This is a genomic window from Nitrincola tapanii (assembly GCF_008368715.1).
GTDB lineage: Bacteria > Pseudomonadota > Gammaproteobacteria > Pseudomonadales > Balneatricaceae > Nitrincola > Nitrincola tapanii.
In genome coordinates this window covers 303,194-321,275 of record NZ_SMRS01000002.1, presented here as the reverse complement: position 1 = coordinate 321,275, position 18,082 = coordinate 303,194, and the positions used below count along the sequence as shown (strand labels likewise).

The window sequence follows — 18,082 nt, the reverse complement described above, 5'->3', positions numbered from 1 at the left end:
TCGATCAATGCACGGTGGGATTATCTTCGTCGCTCTCAGGCAGGATAATCTCACCGCTCGCATCCAGTGCCAAAGCGCCCATCTCTTCTGCGATATCCAACAACTGCTGTAGGAGCAGCTGGGTTAAATGCAGACCAACAATCAAACCCGCCGGTGGATTGTCACCTAGCACTTCGGGATCTAAACGCTCATCTTGGCGCAATGCCAACAAGATCGGACTTTCTTGTAATAAAGGCCCAAGCTCATCCGGGGTCAGCAGGGTATGTTCAGACGCCATCTGTAAAGCCAGGGCATAAGCCTGATGGGGCTCTGAGTTCAAACGCTCAACAAAAGCCTCTTCCGCCGTTTGAAAAAGACGACTTAAGCGGCTTTGCTGATGTCCAAGGACGGGCGGTGCCAGACTAAAATCGGTGTACTGCACCGGCTCTATCTTATCCAACTCTTCGGCAGCAACTAGAATCTGCCCGGTCTCATCGGCCTGTAACCAGCCATGCTTCACAGCAATCACCAACAAGCCTTCCAGGGCAGAGGCAAAGATATTACTGTAAATAATGGCGCCCACTGAAGGCTGTTCGATCTCTTTCGGATCTTCAATCAGATCATAGGCGCGCGCCGCCAAGAGTTTGGGTTCTTCCGCCACCATACGTGCCAAAACTTCAGCGCTCGGCATCAGCTGGCGATGCACCAGAGCATGCGCGGTCACATAGGGTTCGGGGTGAGACTGACGCTCCAGAGCTTCCAAATACAGGGCCCCCAGGGATTCTAGCTGTGATGCCAGATAGCTTTGCATACGGTGGCTCCGCAGTGAATTAATGAAGGGTGATGCCGACAGGCTGAACGCTGTCTTTGAGCTGGTCAAAGGCTTCGCGCAGGGAAGCCAGAGGCATTAAACCAAAATCAAGAGGGTCGACCGGCAACTCATACCAGTCTAACGACCAAATACGCGTCATCAGTTCATATTCCCCGATGAGGGCATCCAGTAGGATCATCACGGCTTCAACGCGTGGATCAATTTCCAAGATATCGGGAAGGTCCGCCATATATACGCTGAGCTGTAACTTACCCTCGATCAAACGCAAGGAGCACCAGAATTCACTAATTTCGCATTGCTCATCACCGAGATTCACACAGGCGGGAACAGGATTACAGCGCTCATTAAAGGCGCGAAAAGCGATGCCCTTTAGCTCAGGCGCCGCACTGACCAAACTTAATACCGAATGGATGGACTCTGGATAACCATCGCAGCCAAAGACCATTTCGACCGGCCCCTCACCCTCTTCACGTTCAAAATGAAAGGTAAGATTACGATCAATACTCTGCAAGATGCTGCGGTAGTGTTCCAGCAACACATCGGCATCAAAATGGTTAGCATTCTGGCTGTCGAGCAGCTGCTCGAGCGTTTCTTCCAGTTGATCCCAGAAATTTTCGATCTGTTCAGAGTTATACATGCATGTCACGTATTAGGTTGTCCTAGTCAGTTACAGACAAAAGCTCAGGTGCGTGGAACGACAACACCTGTCTGTCCCTGATATTTACCGTTGCGATCCTTGTAAGAGGTTTCACACATTTCGGCGGCACCGAGGAACAGCATCTGCGCCACCCCTTCATTGGCATAAATACGTGCTGGCAAAGGGGTGGTATTGGAGAACTCCAGCGTGACATGGCCTTCCCACTCAGGCTCTAGCGGGGTGACGTTGACGATGATCCCGCAACGCGCATAGGTGCTTTTACCCAAGCAAATGGTCAAGACATCGCGTGGAATACGAAAATACTCAACCGTCCGCGCCAAGGCAAAGGAGTTCGGCGGAATGATACAAACATCAGACTGCACATCGACAAAGCTGCGCTCATCAAAATGCTTCGGATCCACTATCGTCGAGTTGATATTGGTGAAGATTTTAAATTCATCGGCGCAACGCACATCGTACCCATAGCTGGAGGTACCATAAGAAACGATGGGCTGATTGTTGACGCGACGCACCTGATTAGGCTCGAACGGCTCGATCATGCCCTTCTCTTGCGCCATCTGACGAATCCAACGGTCTGACTTGATACCCATAGACACTCACAGTAAATCGGTTGGCAAATTGACCGCCTAGTTTAACGCTTTCGGCAAAAAAAAGCCGCCCCTTTTTCAGAGGCGGCAGATAAGCCTGATACTTAACTCACTGGGCACTTTTCGTGGAGAAAAGTGTGATCCTTCAGTCTTCTATGACAGAAAGATTGGGGGAGAAGTTCCGCGCTTCTTCTAAATTTTTCACTTCTTCGACTAAACGTCGAGCAATCGCACGATAATGCTGCGCGACAGAGCTTTCTGGATCCGCAATCACACTCGGACGTCCGGCATCAGTTTGCTCACGGATGCTCGCCTGCAAAGGCAACTGACCAAGCAGCTGAGTCTGATATTCACGTGCTATACGCTCACCGCCACCGGTCCCAAAGATCGCCTCTTCATGTCCACATTGGCTGCATTGATGCAGACTCATGTTCTCCACTACACCGAGCACGGGAATCTCGACCTTACGGAACATCTCAATGCCTTTTTTACAATCCAGCAAAGCAATATCCTGAGGTGTGGTGACAATGACAGCGCCGGTGACTGGGACTTTTTGTGACAGGGTCAGCTGAATATCTCCGGTGCCTGGCGGCATATCAACGATCAGATAATCCAACTCTTGCCAATTGGTCTGCATGATCAATTGCTGCAAAGCCCCAGCGGCCATCGGGCCGCGCCAGACCATCGGCGTGGACTCGGTAATCAAAAAACTCATCGACATGGCTTTAATGCCCTGTGCCGTGATGGGTTTGAAGTAGTTATTTTCATCCGCCTGAGGCCGCACCCCGTCGGCCACACCCAGCATCATGCCCTGACTCGGACCGTAAATATCCGCATCTAGAATACCGGTTTCAAACCCTTCTGCCGCCAACGCCAGCGCCAGATTCACTGCCGTGGTGGATTTACCCACCCCACCCTTGCCAGAGGCCACGGCAATAATATGTTTCACTTTTTGAAGCCCGCTGGGTTTCGCGGCGTCGTGTACTGCAACCATAGCTTTACTCCTCTATCGCTCGCTGAGTGCGGCGCCCCAATAACCTAGTAAATTACTCAGAGATTAGCAAGTCACTCGGTACGACGACGCAGAAAAACACCCGCCTCCATATGATGGGTGTAGGGGAACTGATCAAAAAGCGCACAGCGCTCAATCTGGTGCGTGCGACAGAGGCTTTCCAGATTGTCTACCAACGTTTCTGGGTTACAAGAGATGTAAAGGATCGTCGGGTACTCCGCCACTTGGCTGACGGTTTGTGCATCCAGCCCGGCACGCGGAGGATCCACAAACACGGTTTGGAAATCACACGCGGCTAAGTCCAGACCCGCGACTTTTCGTGTTTCCTTTTCACCGCGCAAGACCTGAACGAGATCCTCAGAGGGCATACGCAGCACATCGATATTGTCTATCGCGTTCACGGCAATGTTGTATTCTGCTGAGCGCACTGACTCTTTCGAGATTTCTGTGGCTAGGACGCGGCGAAAATTCTGCGCTAGCGGCAGGGTGAAATTGCCGTTGCCACAATAAAACTCGAGGAGATCACTGCGCTTTTGAACTTCATCGGTCACCGCTAAAGCCCAGGTGATCATCTTGCGATTCACTTCAGCATTGGGTTGGGTGAAGCTGTTTTCCGTTTGCTTAAACTGATAATCACGCCCCCGTATGTTGAGTGTTTCCAACACAAAATCACGATCGAGTACGGTTTTATGTTTGCGTGAACGGCCCACAATATCGATTGCAAAACGCTCACGCAGGGGCCGAACCGCCGCCTCCCACTCGGCGCCAATTGCACGATGGTAGAGTAAAGACACTAACAGCTCGCCGGAAAGGGTACTGAGAAAATCGACCTGAAAAAGTCGATAACGCAGCTCTTTTTGCGCTTTTAAAGCCTCCAACAAGGCAAACATCACACTGTGAATGCGCTCAGAAACCATCGGGCATTCGCTTAGAAACACCTTGTCATGTTTGCTACCAGGTTGGAACATCACATAGTGCAGCTCGTCCTCATCATGCCAGGTGCGAAACTCTGCACGCATGCGATAGTGCTTAGGTGGTGAACTAAAAACTTCTAACTCAGGAGCAGAGAACTTCGCCAACATCTGCTGCAAACGCGCACTTTTGCTCTGCAACTGCGCGTCATACTGCGCGGGATCAACTTCGGGAAGTGCCATCATCTGCCTCGTCTAGTGAAATAAGCCGGCAATTTTAACAGTGCACACTCAGGCTGTCTAAAGCCGGATTCGGCGCCGGGAAAGATCGGCTGGGCGGTTCATTAGCAGGCAAATTCAGCGTAGAATCCAACACCTTAGTTAGTTGCAACCGAATTCACGCAGAGCACACCATGACCGAGACCAGCCGCAAGATTCTTGTCACCAGCGCCCTTCCTTACGCCAATGGCCCCATCCACCTCGGCCATATGGTGGAATATATTCAGACCGATATCTGGGTACGCTTTCAAAAACAGCGCGGCAACTCGTGTGTCTATGTCTGTGCCGATGATGCGCACGGCACACCGATCATGCTGAAAGCGGATCAACTCGGGATGACGCCTCAAGCGTTGATCGATCAGGTCAGCCAGGAGCACCAGCGTGATTTTTCCGGCTTTATGGTGAACTTTGATAACTACTACTCCACACACTCTGAAGAGAACCGTGAGTTTTCTGAGCTGATCTACAAGCGCCTGCGCGAGGCCGGACATATCAGCCGCCGCACGATTACTCAAGCCTATGATCCGGTCAAAAATATGTTCCTGCCGGATCGTTTCATTAAAGGTGAGTGCCCTAAGTGTGGCGCCAAGGATCAGTATGGTGATTCCTGTGAAGCCTGCGGTGCAACCTATCAACCGACTGAACTCAAAAATGCCTATTCAGCGGTTTCCGGTGCGACCCCCATCGAAAAAGAGTCTGAGCACTACTTCTTCAAACTTGGCGACTTTGATGCGTTTTTACGTGACTGGGTGCAAGAGCATGTGCAGAGCCAAATGATTCATAAGCTGAATGAATGGTTTGAGTCTGGTCTGCAAGAGTGGGATATCTCACGTGATGCGCCCTATTGGGGCTTTGAAATCCCCGATGCGCCGGGTAAATATTTCTATGTTTGGCTGGATGCGCCCATCGGCTATATGGCCAGCTTTAAAAACTGGTGTGACAAACAGGGCGTCAATTTTGATGAGTATTGGCAAGAGGGCTCCGAGGCTGAACTTTACCATTTCATCGGTAAGGATATTGCCTATTTCCACACCCTCTTTTGGCCCGCTGAGTTAAAAGGCGCAGGTTTTCGTACGCCAACCGGTGTTTTCTGTCACGGTTTCTTAACCGTCAACGGTCAGAAGATGTCCAAGTCACGCGGTACTTTTATCATGGCCGATACCTATCTTCAGCACCTGCGCCCGGAATATCTGCGTTATTACTTTGCCTCCAAACTCAGCTCAGGCATTGATGATATCGACCTCAACCTGGAAGATTTCCGTCTGCGTGTGAATGCCGACCTGGTCAACAAAGTGGTCAACCTGGCCAGTCGTTGTGCTGGATTTATTCAGAAAAAGTTTGCCGGTGAGCTGGATAGCCAACTGGCTGATCCCGCACTCTATGCTGAAGCCCTGGCCGCCGGTCAGAGTATCGCTGAGGCCTATGAGAAGCGTGAATATGCACGAGCGATGCGTGAAATCATGCATCTGGCTGACAAGGCCAACCAATATATTGATGCGGCAGAGCCTTGGGTTTTAGCCAAACAGGAGGGCCGTGAAGCTGAGGTTCAGGCCAGTTGCACTCAGGGTATTAACCTCTTCCGTGTCATCATCAGTTATCTCGCACCGGTCTTACCCCAGGTGGCTGAAGAGACAGCTGCCTTCTTGAATATTGACAGCTGGGATTGGAACGCGATTGAACAACCTTTGCTAAATCACCGTATCAATGCATTCAAACCCCTGATGCAACGTGTAGATCCGGATGTGGTGGAGCGCTTGATTGCCGACTCAAAACAAACCCTACAAGCCAGTACTGAGTCAACAGCGCCAGCAGCCGTGGCCACAGAACTGAGCAAAGATCCGCTTGCCGAAACCATCGAGTACGCGGACTTCGCTAAGGTTGACCTGCGTGTGGTACGCATTGCAGCAGCTGAAGCGGTAGAAGGTGCGGATAAACTCCTGCGCCTGACTTTGGATCTGGGAGGTGAAACGCGTCAGGTCTTTGCTGGTATCAAATCAGCATACCGTCCAGAAGATCTGGTGGGTAAACATACGGTGATGGTCGCCAATCTTGCGGCACGCAAAATGAAGTTTGGTGTCTCAGAAGGTATGGTGTTAGCCGCAGGCCCTGGTGGTGAGGATCTCTGGATTCTTGAGCCCCACGCCGGTGCACAAGCGGGGATGCGGATACGTTAAGAAACTCAGGAGCGGGCATGAAATCCAAAGACTTGCGAACCACCTCAGATAGTCAAGCGATCGATCTGTTTATTCAGCAAGTCCAATCCCTGCCCAGTGTGCGCACGCAACTGGGCCGTTTAATTTTTGCTTTAGATGCCACGGCTAGTCGTGAGCACACCTGGGATCAAGCCTGCCAGCTGCAAAGCGAGCTTTTTCTGGCCACTCAGCCACTCGGGGGATTGAGTGTCCAGCTCTGCTATTACCGTGGCTTTGGTGAATTTCATGCCAGTCCTTGGTTAACCAATACACAAAGCCTCCTACAGCAAATGAATGCGGTGAGCTGCTTGGGTGGACACACCCAGATCGCCAAAGTCCTCAAACAAGCCCTCTTGGAGACACGCAAAGAAGCGGTCAAAGCCGTGATCCTAGTCGTGGACTCCTGTGAAGAAAGCCTTGATCACCTCTGCCAATTGGCCGGTGAACTGGGACTTTTACGCACTCCGCTCTTTGTCTTTCATGAAGGGCAGGATGCCCAAGCAAAACGAGCATTTGAACAGCTGGCACGTCTATCCGGCGGCGCTTACGCGCCCTTTGATTCGCACAGCCCAGGCACCCTCAAAGCTCTGCTGTCTGCCGTAGCCGTCTTTGCAACAGGTGGCCATAAAGCGCTGCAGGATTTTAGCCGCCATCAGGGCGCTGAGATCAGACGTCTGTCGCAGCAACTCAAAGGCCCGACTTCTTAGAGGCGATACATTTATGCATCCTTTTGCCCTACTGATTCTGGGACTAATTGCTCTACTGGGCATGCTCTGGTTTCGGCAACAGCCGCCCGGGCAAAAACGCTTGGCACTCGTCAAAGTTGTTCTTGTTCTCGCTATTCTGGGCTTGGTCTATCTAAGTATCAGTGGCCGTTTTCATTGGCTGGGCGCGCTGCTCGCTTTAGGTTTGCCCTTTATTCAAAAACTCATCCCCTGGCTTTTGCGTCTTTTACCCTTTCTGCATATCTGGCAACGCAACCGTCCGGCGCGACAGCCGCAAAGCCAGAGCGGTGCGCAATCACGCGTCACTACTGCCTTTCTAGAGATGACGCTCGATCATGCTTCCGGTGTCATGCATGGACGTGTTCTGCAGGGCAATCTGCAAGGACGCAGTCTCGCAGAACTTTCCGAACAAGAGTTTATTCAACTGCTACAAATCTGTCGGCAGCAGGACAGTGATTCAGCCCGCCTCCTGGAGACCTACCTAGATAAGCGTTTTGGGGAATCTTGGCGTGTGGATGATCCGATCCACTGCGAAGATGAATCACCATCCAACGCATCGCAGAACCTCAGCCGTAGCGAAGCCTATGCCATTCTGGGTCTGGAACCGGGCGCTAGCCGCGAAGAGATTATCCAAGCGCACCGACGTTTAATGCAAAAAATGCATCCTGATCGTGGCGGCAGTGATTGGTTAGCGGCACGCATCAATGAAGCCAAAAAAATCCTACTGAGTAAGAACTATCCTTAGTCACCACACGTAATCTGATTCAGAACATACAGGTTTCAGATTGTGGGAGATAAAGCGGTATGAAGGTTTCTTTACATGAAGTACAAAAAGGACAACTGGCTATTGAGCGGTTGATTTTGCGCTCCTTTGAATGTGAGATTTACCTTGTTTCGATTGAAGAGAAAACGCGCGGTGAATTAATCGTGTGTGATCCCCAAGGCAGTCCTTTGAGCTTTCGCAGCCAACTCGATGCCAAAAAACCTTTCAAAGGCCTCGGCATCACGCGCACCGAACTGCATCACCAAAGCCCGTATAATGAAATGATCGGCATTGCAGTCAATCCAGTCGAACCTATGCAGGTGAAAATCGCCAATCCTGATCAGGATTACTCTTAATCCTTTAGTTCCTTTAGAACATCCTCCTTCACACACTAGGTGCTTGAGGTTTTCGACTCGCACCTAGTCTCCAACCTGACCAGAAAACGCTCAAGGCACAGGAAAACGTGATCCGGCGCGCCAAGGCAAAGGATCCCCTGTCGGCACCAGCTCTAACCCCCCCTCACCATAAAGGGGATGAAAACCGACTAAACGCCAACCGCCTGCACCACTAGGACGCATAACTAAGGCTTCTTGCCGTGTTTCCATACCTTTTTCCAACTGCTCCAGCGTTAACAGCAAACGGCCGTTTTCCAGCAATTGCCAGCGCCCCAGATGTATTTCGATCGGCTGGTCATTCAGATAATCCTCTTGCCAACGCAACTCACCCTCTGGACTGAGGCTCACCTCAATCGCTCGTGTTTGGATCTTTTGCGGTAGACGGTAACGACTGGACAGCGACAAACGCTGCAGATCACCACGGCGTGCACAGCCATTATATTCACGCCGATCCAGCTGTAACTGAGCCTGCAATCCATACCACTGGCCCTGCATGTCCACACAGGGTGCATTTTTAACGCGCAAACTGGCGCGATGACGCACTCTCTGCTGACGTTTAATCTCCGCTTCCCATAACCAATCACTGCCTTCACGGCTGAAGTCGATGGCATTAAACCGCAGGGTTTGCAGTTTTTCAGGGAAGTTGAGCAGAAGCTGCTGCTCTTTTAATTCCAGCTGCCAAAACTCAGGTTGAGTGCCACCCGCAACCAGCAGATTGCCCGGAAGATGTTGTTGACAGCCTTTGGGATCGTCCACCAGCAAGCGCCATTCTGGGCGTGCTTCGCCACGCTGACGCCACTCAGCATAAAGAGGACGTTGATCGGCGGCCAAACGCTGGTATACGCGCTGCATATTGCGGCTTAAAACGATCGCCTCCCAGGCAGATGACTGACAAGCCCGCCACAACCAACTACCCTCTTCCTGCAACAGCCAACCGCGCTGATAGACTTCATCAGACGCAGGCCTTTGCCCAAGACTGACACAGCCTTGCAAAGCCGCCAGCACCAGCATCCCAACCAGCCATCTTCCTGATGTTTTTAGCATTAACGCGAAAGCTCCAGACTACTGGTGACAATTTGCACCACATCCAAAATGGTCCCGCGCCCTTCCATCACACGCAGAATACGATCACCCAAAACGATCAATTCAGCACCTTCCTGACGTCCACCGAGGCGGCGTAAGACATCGGGTGGCAAACGATCAGAGTAGGCATACAAAGAAGGATCTAACACCTCGCCACGTGCTAATTTCATTTGCCAGCCCGGTGGCAAACTGCCCCCACGTGCTAATTTTTTCTGTAATCCAGGCGGCAGGGCTTTCATCCCTCCACGTACCGGATCTACATCCTGGCTGGGCAAACCAAAGTATTCTTCTAGGACAATACGAATCAGGCGGTTACGCTCCGATTCATTTAACGGCGCCAGCAGGCCATTGCTTTCGTAATCCCGCTCCTGCTCAGTTCGACGCTCTCGAACCGACTCCCGCGAATCCGAACGACGCGAGCCAACCTCTTTGCCACGCTCTTGTTGAGCCCCCGGAGGACCTGCCCACTCAGGACGCTGCGCCTCAGCTTGCAAGGCCGCCAGACTCAGCGCCAAAAAAAGAAGTGTGTATTTCATCGACATAACTCCTCGTTATTTCTGATCACGCTTTGCTCTTAATCACGCTGCGCGTTCATCAATCCTATCTGTTTGGCGACTTTTCGGGTCTGACCCAAACTCTCATCAGAGTATAGGCGTCAGATCTTAAGCTGACCTGAACTAAGTGCCGTGATTTGCTCTCTGCTAAACACAAGTTTTTGTGGCCGACTCAGCGTGACGGATTAGATTCGACAAAGTTTCCGCCACACAGTGGCGTAAGCGTTCGACTTGCTGTTTTGGACCCAAGCCTTGGCTGAGGTGCACTTGAGCAGCTGTCTGTAAGCGCAGCAGACGGTTCAACATCAGCTCCCAATCCTGATCGGAAAAGCACTTCAGTGAACTAGTCGGCACGGCGGAATCGGTGAGTGGTTCGGCTAATGGATGAACGGATAAACAGGATGAGTGAACTCTGCCTTCTTGTCCAAGAAGTGCAATCAACCAGTCCTGTAACTCCAACAGACTGCTTTCCAGCCCGCGTTCGGCCCAGGCAAAACCTGCCAATCGTTCCAGTGTTTGCTGACTCAGAGGGGTTGGCGCATAACGTGCCGCCAAGGCAGCACGAATTAAATAAGACGGCAATACTTCTCCCTTAGCCAAGCGCAGGCGCAGATATTGCGTTAAGCGCTCCTGAGCCTGCGGCAGCCAAGTGTTGAGGTGTAGCTGCAAAGGTTTGAACATCAACAGGGGCCAACTGCCCGTGACCGCATCCTGCTGTTCACCCAAGCGCAGCGGAGCGTAAGCTGCCGCCTGCCAAAACGCGACAACCCCGACCTCGGCGGCAAAGCTGGTCGCCACATAATCTAAGCTTAAAGCCTTCGCCTCCTGCTCCATCGCCTGCAACAACCTAAAGCCTAAACCCTGGCGTTGAGCCTCTGGATGCACAGCAATACGCATGACTCGCCAACCTCGCCAGGAGGCAGCCTCTTGCCAGCCCTCTTGAGCGATGAGTATCTGGCTGATCAGATCCCCTTTTGGGCGTCTACGGCCCTGCCAAATTGCTTGTGCCAGCTCAGGTTCTATCCCCCCCTCTGGCGCCAACCAGAGAGTTGCCAGAATCTGCTGCTGAGGATTTCTCAGCACCCGAATCTGCATACCCGGACTATCTAAAAGTAGGCGCAGATCATTCGGGGTGGTGCGATAGTGGGCGGCGATCAACAGGCCAAAAATTTCGCGCAAGGTCGCGCTATCCTGGCATAAATCCTCAGGTGCCAAGGCAAGATAACTTAGATCTTGCCACTCAATTGGGGCGGCTTGCAGCACGTCAGCCGGTTGGGCATCGAGCAATAAAAGCTGATGATACAGCGCTTCAAACGGATCTCCTGCTGGCCAGCGTATCGGCTGCTGCAATGTCCACTCCTGAAACTGGGGGGCCACTTTTTGTAATTCCTGACGAAAACGCAGCGCAAACCCCCGCCCATTGCCCTCATAACCTTTCAGAGTGGTGGCAAACACCACGCGTGGGTAGCGCTGTAGGCAGGTACTGAGAAAGCTCACCGGCAAGGCGGCAGCTTCATCAATAATCAACAGATCCGCAGACTGGTGCGCTTGCAAGAGCTGCCCCGGCGTCAGGTACTGCACCTGCGTCTGGGCATCCGCCAGCATGGCGAACAGGGCCCCCACGGCAGCCGCCTCAGGAGCCGTCACCTGAACTTGCCAGTTCTCTGCCTGCTGCGTTCTTAAGGCTAAACCTAAAGAGCTGCTTTTACCCCGGCCACGATCCGCCGAAATCACCGCAACCGAACGTTCGCTTCGCCACAACTGCGTCAGACGGCTCACCAGTTGCGCTTGCTCCTCGGTCAAATAGGGAGCTGGCACTGACGCGCCCGACAGCCAAGGATTTTCCGGCACGGGCAAATAGCGCAGCTCCAGCGCATCCTCAGGTACAGAGGTGAAACCTATCATCTCAGCCACCTGCGTGGCCGCCAGCAACTGTTGGCTGAGATGCTTCAGAAATGCACTCGGCCCCGATCTTGCCGGCTGGCTTCCGCGAGCAACGGCCTGGGTTTCCAGATCTGCACTCTCAGGCCAGGCCAGAAGTGGCGGAGTCAGGAGGATAAAGCATCCACCCCCGACCAAGGTTCCAGTGATCTGTGCAAAAGCGTTGGGATGAAAGCTCTGGTGCGCATCAAACAGTATTAAACGCTGCTCAGTGCCCAGATAGCGTTGCAGTTGACGTGGGTTTTGCGCCGGCAACTGCAAAAGCGGCGTTAACCCGACAAGCAGGGCCTCACTTTCCGCCAGCGCCAAGGCTCTGAGTAACTTCTTAAGATATATTTCGCGCTTTTCAGAGGGACAACTGAGCCAATAGAACTGCCGGAACATCGCACGCGCAGGCGGTTGAGGGTGTCGAAGTGAAGTGGGTGGCAAGCTGGACATCAGAGGGTATAGGTTAGACTGAAATCGGCAATCTCTTCGGCGTGGAAGTGTACTTCTCCAGCACGACTTTGCAGCGCTTCCTGCAGCAACGCCTCTAACTTCTCAGAAGCATAGACCGCATTCAAATTGGCGCTGGGCTGAAAGGTACACGCCACCAAGGTAATCTGGACCGAAGCATTCGCAAAGACTTCCTTAAGATGGGTATGACAATGCTGAGCAAAACTCTCCGCTTGTGCATTGGTGGCGGGCAACAACATAGCTAAACCATTGGCCTCCACCTGCCCTAACTGATCACCGGGGCGCGCCAGCTTTTGACGCAAGATGGCGGCGCTCTGTTGCGTAAACACACTCAGCTCACCGGCCTCATGGAGGAGCTCAAAATGCACCTTCATCAACGTTAGGGGCATGAACTCACGCACCGCCCGGCGGCACTCCACTTCAAGTTGATGCAAAAAAGGATCAGCTTTTAAGGCACCGGTCTGGGTATCCGTTGGACTCAGCTGCGCAATTTCTTGTTCAGCCCAATGACGATAGGCCTGAAATGCCTGACGTAGCTTCCATAGATAAAGGCCCAGCCCAAATGAGAGACAGAGAAGAAAAGCGAGCAGATAGGGCATCAGACTCTGGAACACGCTTTCTCCTCTGCTTGACTTGGATTATTCTGTATGACCCTCAAAGCTTATAGTGAAGAGTGCTGAAATTGAAGCCAAAAATAATCTCTGCAGGAGCAGCACATGATTGATTTATATACCTGGGGCACACCAAATGGCCATAAGGTTTCCATAATGCTGGAAGCCTGTCGCCTGCATTACTCTGTGCACCCCATCAACATTCTCAACAACGAGCAGTTTAATCACCACTTCCTGCAGATCAGCCCCAACAATAAAATCCCAGCCATCATTGACCATGATGGCCCCGATGGTGAACCCATCACCCTATTTGAAAGTGGCGCTATTCTCATTTATCTGGCAGATAAAACCGGTGAATTTTTGGCCAGCAAGGGGGCCAAACGTTATGAGACCCTGCAGTGGCTGATGTGGCAAATGGGAGGATTTGGTCCCTTTTTAGGTCAGGCTCATCACTTTAACCGTTTTGCTCCAGAACCTGTGCCCTATGCCATACAACGTTATAACCAAGAAGCCCAGCGCTTATGGAGCGTACTCGATAAGCAGCTCTCAGGACGGCGTTTTATTGTGGATGACCTCAGCATTGCGGATTTTGCCATCTACCCTTGGGCCGCACGTTATGCCTGGCAGGAGATCCAGCTCGAAGCCTTTCCCCAGGTCGCACAATGGATGGAGCGGATGCAAAACCTGCATTTTGTACAAAGAGGCTTACAGGTTCCATAATGAGATGGTGTGCAGCCTGCTAAGGGCACACTGAACCTAGCGAGGAGTGCAGAAGGATGCTGGCGGCTAAGGTCATAGGCCATCGAGGAATTGCCTCGCTGGCACCTGAGAATACATTGGCTGGCATTCATCTGGCGGCAGAGCTGGGTGTGGAGTGGATCGAACTGGATGTCACGCTGCTGGGTGATCGCACGCCCGTCCTCAGCCATGATGCCGATCTACAGCGCTGCGCTGGACTGCCCAAAAAATTACGCGAATTACAGCATACAGATCTTAGCAAACTTGATGTCGGCAGCTGGTTCTCCGAGGACTATCGTGGCGAGGTGCTGCCTAAGCTGGAACAGGCATTGAGCTTAATTGCACACCTGGATATTGGCGTCAATCTGGAACTCAAACCCTATGGCTGGTCGGCACAGCGTCTGGCTGAAGCCGTGAGCCAAGCCTTGGAATCCACCCCCCTGCCGCGCCACCGTGTTATCCTCAGCTGCTTTGAGATGGAGCCTCTCTTCACGCTTAGACACCTGCATCCCGATTGGTTATTAGCGCCTCTATATGCCAAGCTGCCACCAGACTGGATGCAGCAAGCCCACCAGCTCGGCGCCTTAAGCCTCCACTGCGACTGGCAGGGCTTAAGTGAAACGGAGATTCACCAGATTAAAGCCTGTGATTATGAGCTGTATCTGTACACCTGCAACGACCCTGAGCAGGCCGAACAATTTTGGCAGTTAGGGGTAGAAGGCATTTTCAGCGACTACCCCCAACTCATGCCCGTACCATCGCTGCGTTAAGGTTAAGCGGACTCGCCCAGCAAAACCAACAAGCTTTTTGGCAAAGCCAGTTTACGAGCGCGTAAGCGTGGCAGCACACGTTTATACAACAGCTCCTCTTCAGACACCCCTTGTAAACCCAGCACAGCCAAATAATCGTCTAACAACAAGGGTTGCTGAGTCGGTGTCTGTTGATGCAAACGCTCACAAAAACGCTCCGCCAAATAGAGCAAAGCCACGGCGACACGTGCCATTTCTGGAACCTTTTCAGGCACTGCAAACTCAGGATAAAAACGATAATCGATCGCAGCACAGAGACTCTCAGGGAGATTCCAGGAACGCAAGAGCTCGGCACCGACACTGGCGCTATCCAGTCCCAAGAAAACACTGGCCAGACGCGGGTTCTGCATTTTCAACAGTTCAATCACCATCGCACCGATTTCATACATCAAGCCCAGTGTCGCCATCTCAGACGGCTTGCCTAAACCGGCCTCTTGCGACAGGCTAAACACCAGATGCGAAATCTCTATCGAGCGTGTACAGGTGTCACGGAAAAAATCTGTATCCGGCATCGTCTGGCGCATACTATCCGCCATGATCACCTGATACACACTTTCAAAACCCATTAGACTGATCGCATGATTCACATCGGAAATTTTTTGCTGCAGGCTGTAGCTGGCCGAATTGATGGTTTTCAGCAAGGTACTGGTCAGAGCGGGATCATTCCGTACCAGCTCAACGATCTCTGTACGTGTTGTGCGCTCATCCAAAAGCTTACTTAAGAGCGTTGAAGTCGATAACGGCAGGCGGGGGAATTTACGAATCACCTGCTGCGCCAGCTCAGTCCGTGCAAAAGCTTGACGATGCTGAGTACGCGCTTGAAATAACATCTCTAACAAACGATTACGTTCGCGCAACAAATCACCAGTGGTAGCATGCAAGGCTTCTAGTTGTTGGAAGTTTTGCTGCTGGATACGATCCAGTAGATAGTGCTGTAAAGACTCCGGCAATTGGGCGTAAGCCTTAACCGGCAAGCTCAAAAGAGTCACGGCCTCCACACTGGTCAGTGGCGTTTGCAGGCGTGTGTGACCGGCTTTAAGATCCGCTTCTGTCCACCAATCTCCGGCTTTTAGGGTCTGTCCCTGGTCTGTCTGTAAGGTGCCTTCACTGACAAAAAGGATACGATCCGCTGCTTGCCCCTTCTGCAAAATCACCTGATTCGGTGCAAATTTTTCAGTCGTCAAATGGTTATAGAGTGGGATCAGATCCGACTCTTTCAGCCCAGGAAATAAAACGGACTTTGGCACTGAGGTTGAGGAACTGACGGCGATGGGCGCAGAATCGTCAGGTGTTTTACGTTTCCATAAACTAAGCATAGAGGGCACCCTGGAGATCGAATTTGAGATTAAATATGGAACAGACAGTGAATGGCATCGAATAGAGTTTAGGCTGAACGTACCGTTTCTCGCCAAGGCGCAAAACGTTTAAACAAGCCTTCACACTCTTCAATCGGTAGGGGCTTACTAAACAGATAGCCTTGGTAGAGGTGACAGCCATAACTTTCCAAACAGGCACGCTGAGCTTCTGTTTCAACGCCCTCAGCAATCACTTGCAAAGACATCGCCTGGCTCATGGCAATAATCGTGCGAATGATCGCATCATCTTCTTCATCTTCTCCCAGATCACGCACAAAGGATTGATCAATCTTAATCTGATCCAACGGCAGACGTTTTAGATACTGCAGTGAAGAATAACCTGTGCCAAAATCATCCATGGAAAAACGCACCCCCAGCGCACGCACACGATGCATTTTTTCAATCGCCGCTTCCACATCCTCCAACACGGCGGACTCCGTCAGCTCCAATTTTAAACCGGTTGGGCGAATCGCATGGGCACTGATCAAACCGATCACTTGATCGGCAAAATCCTCTTGCTGGAACTGACGCGCACTGACGTTGACCGAGAGGGTCAGATCAGCCGTCTCCGCCTGTGCTTGCCAAGTTTTTAATTGGCGACAGGCTTCACTCATCACCCAATAGCCCATAGGCAGAATCAAGCCAGACTCTTCCGCCAGCGGGATAAAGTCTGCAGGTGAAACCAGGCCTCGCTTAGGGTGTAACCAGCGCAACAAGGCTTCGGCTCCGACAGCCTGCCCTTTTGAATCCAACTGCAGTTGATAAAAAAGACGCAACTGCTGTTTTTCCGTCGCTTGGCGCAACTCATTCTCTAAATCGGCACGACGCTCAAGCTCTGTCTGTAATTGCGGATCAAAGAAACAGATGCTGCCTTGGCCGCGGGCTTTGGCTTGGTATTTAGCAATCTCAGCATGTTTCATCAACTGATCAGGCTCTTCATCTAAGCCTGAGAACATCACGATCCCAATCGACACACTCAAATAATGTGAATGCCCAGCTATACGATACTCACGATTTAAACTGGCGCTAATCTTCTGTGCCTGCGCGCGTGCGATACGTGCTGCCATCACTGGCGAATCACTCAAGGACTCCAACAAGATGGTGAACTCATCACCATCCACACGCGCCAGAGATTCATCACTAAAGCCTAAAAAACGCAAACGTTCACTCAAGGTTTTTAAGAAGTCATCACCGGCCTGATGACCACGTGTATCATTTAGCAACTTAAAACGATCCACATCGATCCAGAGCAAGGCACTGCGATTGCGATTACGTTCACAGACGGCAATGGCATGGCGTAGCTTCTCTGCCAGCATACGCCGATTCGGCAATCCGGTGAGGAGATCAAAATAAAGCAAACGATGATTCTCCTCTTCCGCCTGAATCCGTCGCGCAATGGCATCACGAAAACCCAATAAAGCCCCGGCAATACGGCCCAATTCGCCCTTGGAATGCTGCTGCAAGGCCGCCATTTTCGGTAAAACCAGATCTCCTTGTTGATAACGTGCCAAAGCACTTAAAGCGTCCGCGATATCGAGCATGCGACGGCTGATGTACTCCCCTAAAAACATCGCAAGCGCGGAAATAATCAAAATTGCCATCACACTGAAAAATAGAATCTGCGAGAAGAGGGATTCATGGCTGGCGAAATCTTCTTGATGGCGATGGTAAGCTCGCTCAGTCAATAAATTAACAATCCGGTTGGAGAAGATAGAAAAATCGACAAAATTTTGTTGGGCGCGGACAAAGTATTCATCGGCTGTGTCGGCATCAATCGCGGCGATCTCAGTGGCCATGATCACCAGATTACGGAAGCTGGAAAACTCTTGCTGCAAACCCCGTGCAGAGTTGTGGTTAACCTCAAGCAACAAAGCTTCGCTGGCCAACTCATCCACTCTCACTTGCAACACCGCCAACTCATTCACCAGCTGGCTGTGCATACGATAAAGCTGAATGTCGCTCAAGGTGCGTTGACGTGCTCCGGTTAAGGTCGAACTGACACGATTTTGCAGCTGTGCAATTTCACCATTAAATTCCACAGCACGCTGCAGGGTGGCCATATCCAGCACCTGGGTTTCGCTCAAGCGCTGGTATTCAGCACGTAAACTGGTCAGCGAAAAATAACCGACCAAGGCCGCCGCTACCAACATCAGTAGCGCGGGCATAAAGAACATAAACAGAACGGTGCGCGCTGCACGCATG

The 18,082-nt window shown here is 51.8% G+C and carries 17 protein-coding genes; 6 read left to right on the top strand and 11 right to left on the bottom strand.

Annotation, left to right across the window (positions count from 1 at the left end; translation table 11 throughout):
• Positions 1-4 precede the first annotated feature (4 nt).
• The 5 genes from E1H14_RS04240 to trmA form a co-directional block, all read right to left on the bottom strand.
• Positions 5-790, bottom strand: a complete 786-nt coding sequence (locus tag E1H14_RS04240) for a hypothetical protein (protein WP_149390207.1) — start codon at positions 788-790, stop codon at positions 5-7.
• Between the two features lie 19 nt (positions 791-809).
• A complete protein-coding gene (locus E1H14_RS04235; protein ID WP_149390206.1) occupies positions 810-1,448 on the bottom strand; it encodes a hypothetical protein in 639 nt (212 codons plus the stop codon).
• Positions 1,449-1,492: 44 nt separating this feature from the next.
• A complete protein-coding gene (dcd, locus tag E1H14_RS04230; RefSeq protein ID WP_149390205.1) occupies positions 1,493-2,059 on the bottom strand; it encodes a dCTP deaminase in 567 nt (188 codons plus the stop codon).
• A 142-nt stretch (positions 2,060-2,201) separates the two neighbouring features.
• Positions 2,202-3,050: an iron-sulfur cluster carrier protein ApbC gene (gene apbC, locus E1H14_RS04225; RefSeq protein ID WP_149390204.1), complete on the bottom strand. Its 849-nt coding sequence runs from the start codon at positions 3,048-3,050 to the stop codon at positions 2,202-2,204.
• Between the two features lie 71 nt (positions 3,051-3,121).
• Positions 3,122-4,222: a tRNA (uridine(54)-C5)-methyltransferase TrmA gene (gene trmA, locus E1H14_RS04220; protein WP_149390203.1), complete on the bottom strand. Its 1,101-nt coding sequence runs from the start codon at positions 4,220-4,222 to the stop codon at positions 3,122-3,124.
• 170 nt (positions 4,223-4,392) lie between these two features.
• On the opposite strand from trmA, the gene metG reads away from it, so the two are divergent.
• From metG to E1H14_RS04200, 4 genes are read left to right on the top strand one after another with little or no spacing between them, the layout of a single operon-like run.
• The gene (gene metG, locus E1H14_RS04215; protein WP_149390202.1) at positions 4,393-6,432 is read left to right on the top strand and encodes a methionine--tRNA ligase; all 2,040 of its coding nucleotides are present in this window, start codon (positions 4,393-4,395) and stop codon (positions 6,430-6,432) included.
• 17 nt (positions 6,433-6,449) lie between these two features.
• On the top strand, positions 6,450-7,157 hold the full coding sequence (locus E1H14_RS04210) for a vWA domain-containing protein (RefSeq protein ID WP_149390201.1): 708 nt from the start codon (positions 6,450-6,452) through the stop codon (positions 7,155-7,157).
• A gap of 13 nt (positions 7,158-7,170) precedes the next feature.
• Positions 7,171-7,920, top strand: coding sequence for a DnaJ domain-containing protein (locus E1H14_RS04205; RefSeq protein WP_149390200.1), 750 nt, complete (start codon positions 7,171-7,173; stop codon positions 7,918-7,920).
• Positions 7,921-7,979: 59 nt separating this feature from the next.
• The gene (locus E1H14_RS04200; RefSeq protein ID WP_149390199.1) at positions 7,980-8,294 is read left to right on the top strand and encodes a DUF6482 family protein; all 315 of its coding nucleotides are present in this window, start codon (positions 7,980-7,982) and stop codon (positions 8,292-8,294) included.
• A gap of 90 nt (positions 8,295-8,384) precedes the next feature.
• Here E1H14_RS04200 and E1H14_RS04195 read toward each other — a convergent pair whose 3' ends face one another.
• The 4 genes from E1H14_RS04195 to E1H14_RS04180 all read right to left on the bottom strand — a co-directional run bounded on the left by E1H14_RS04195 (position 8,385) and on the right by E1H14_RS04180 (position 12,981).
• Positions 8,385-9,377, bottom strand: coding sequence for a hypothetical protein (locus tag E1H14_RS04195; RefSeq protein ID WP_149390198.1), 993 nt, complete (start codon positions 9,375-9,377; stop codon positions 8,385-8,387).
• Complete coding sequence (locus E1H14_RS04190) at positions 9,377-9,952, bottom strand: hypothetical protein (RefSeq protein ID WP_149390197.1); 576 nt, start codon at positions 9,950-9,952, stop codon at positions 9,377-9,379. Before E1H14_RS04190 ends, E1H14_RS04195 begins: the two co-directional genes overlap by 1 nt.
• A gap of 165 nt (positions 9,953-10,117) precedes the next feature.
• Positions 10,118-12,340: a GNAT family N-acetyltransferase gene (locus E1H14_RS04185; RefSeq protein WP_160142014.1), complete on the bottom strand. Its 2,223-nt coding sequence runs from the start codon at positions 12,338-12,340 to the stop codon at positions 10,118-10,120.
• An 8-nt stretch (positions 12,341-12,348) separates the two neighbouring features.
• Positions 12,349-12,981, bottom strand: coding sequence for a nucleotidyl cyclase domain-containing protein (locus tag E1H14_RS04180; protein ID WP_149390195.1), 633 nt, complete (start codon positions 12,979-12,981; stop codon positions 12,349-12,351).
• Positions 12,982-13,083: 102 nt separating this feature from the next.
• Between E1H14_RS04180 and E1H14_RS04175 the strand changes: the two genes are divergently transcribed.
• The gene (locus E1H14_RS04175; RefSeq protein WP_149390194.1) at positions 13,084-13,698 is read left to right on the top strand and encodes a glutathione binding-like protein; all 615 of its coding nucleotides are present in this window, start codon (positions 13,084-13,086) and stop codon (positions 13,696-13,698) included.
• Positions 13,699-13,754: 56 nt separating this feature from the next.
• Complete coding sequence (locus E1H14_RS04170; protein ID WP_149390193.1) at positions 13,755-14,486, top strand: glycerophosphodiester phosphodiesterase family protein; 732 nt, start codon at positions 13,755-13,757, stop codon at positions 14,484-14,486.
• Positions 14,487-14,488: 2 nt separating this feature from the next.
• On the opposite strand, the gene E1H14_RS04165 is transcribed toward E1H14_RS04170, so the two are convergent.
• Positions 14,489-15,841, bottom strand: a complete 1,353-nt coding sequence (locus E1H14_RS04165) for an HDOD domain-containing protein (RefSeq protein ID WP_149390192.1) — start codon at positions 15,839-15,841, stop codon at positions 14,489-14,491.
• Positions 15,842-15,909: 68 nt separating this feature from the next.
• On the bottom strand, positions 15,910-18,081 hold the full coding sequence (locus tag E1H14_RS04160; protein WP_149390191.1) for a putative bifunctional diguanylate cyclase/phosphodiesterase: 2,172 nt from the start codon (positions 18,079-18,081) through the stop codon (positions 15,910-15,912).
• Between the last annotated feature and the right edge of the window lies 1 nt (position 18,082).